This window comes from Microbulbifer okhotskensis (assembly GCF_023895975.1).
GTDB lineage: Bacteria > Pseudomonadota > Gammaproteobacteria > Pseudomonadales > Cellvibrionaceae > Microbulbifer > Microbulbifer okhotskensis.
Window position 1 is genome coordinate 1 of record NZ_JALBWM010000521.1, and the last position, 233, is coordinate 233.

A 233-nucleotide genomic window follows, 5' to 3' on the forward strand; every position below is an offset into this window, starting at 1 on the left:
GTAACCACCAGGCCTGAGTCGAAAAAGACCTGACTGAAAAACAGCAGATCCCAGGGTTGCTGGCGCAGCGCGGCCAGCATGCGGGGCGCGAATTCGCCTATGGGTTCGCTCGCAATGCGGGTGACCTGGCACCAGCCGGTTTCCTCCAGTCGGCGAATCTGACGTGAAAAGCTGTGAAATTCCGCGGTCGAGGTCAAAATCTGCACCTTGCGGTTCAGAGCCAGGCAGGAGAG

General features: G+C 59.2%; 1 pseudogene. It reads right to left on the bottom strand.

The annotated features are described in order from the left end of the window. Positions 1-233 (bottom strand): annotated as a pseudogene (locus MO867_RS23150) (hypothetical protein); the annotation flags it as partial.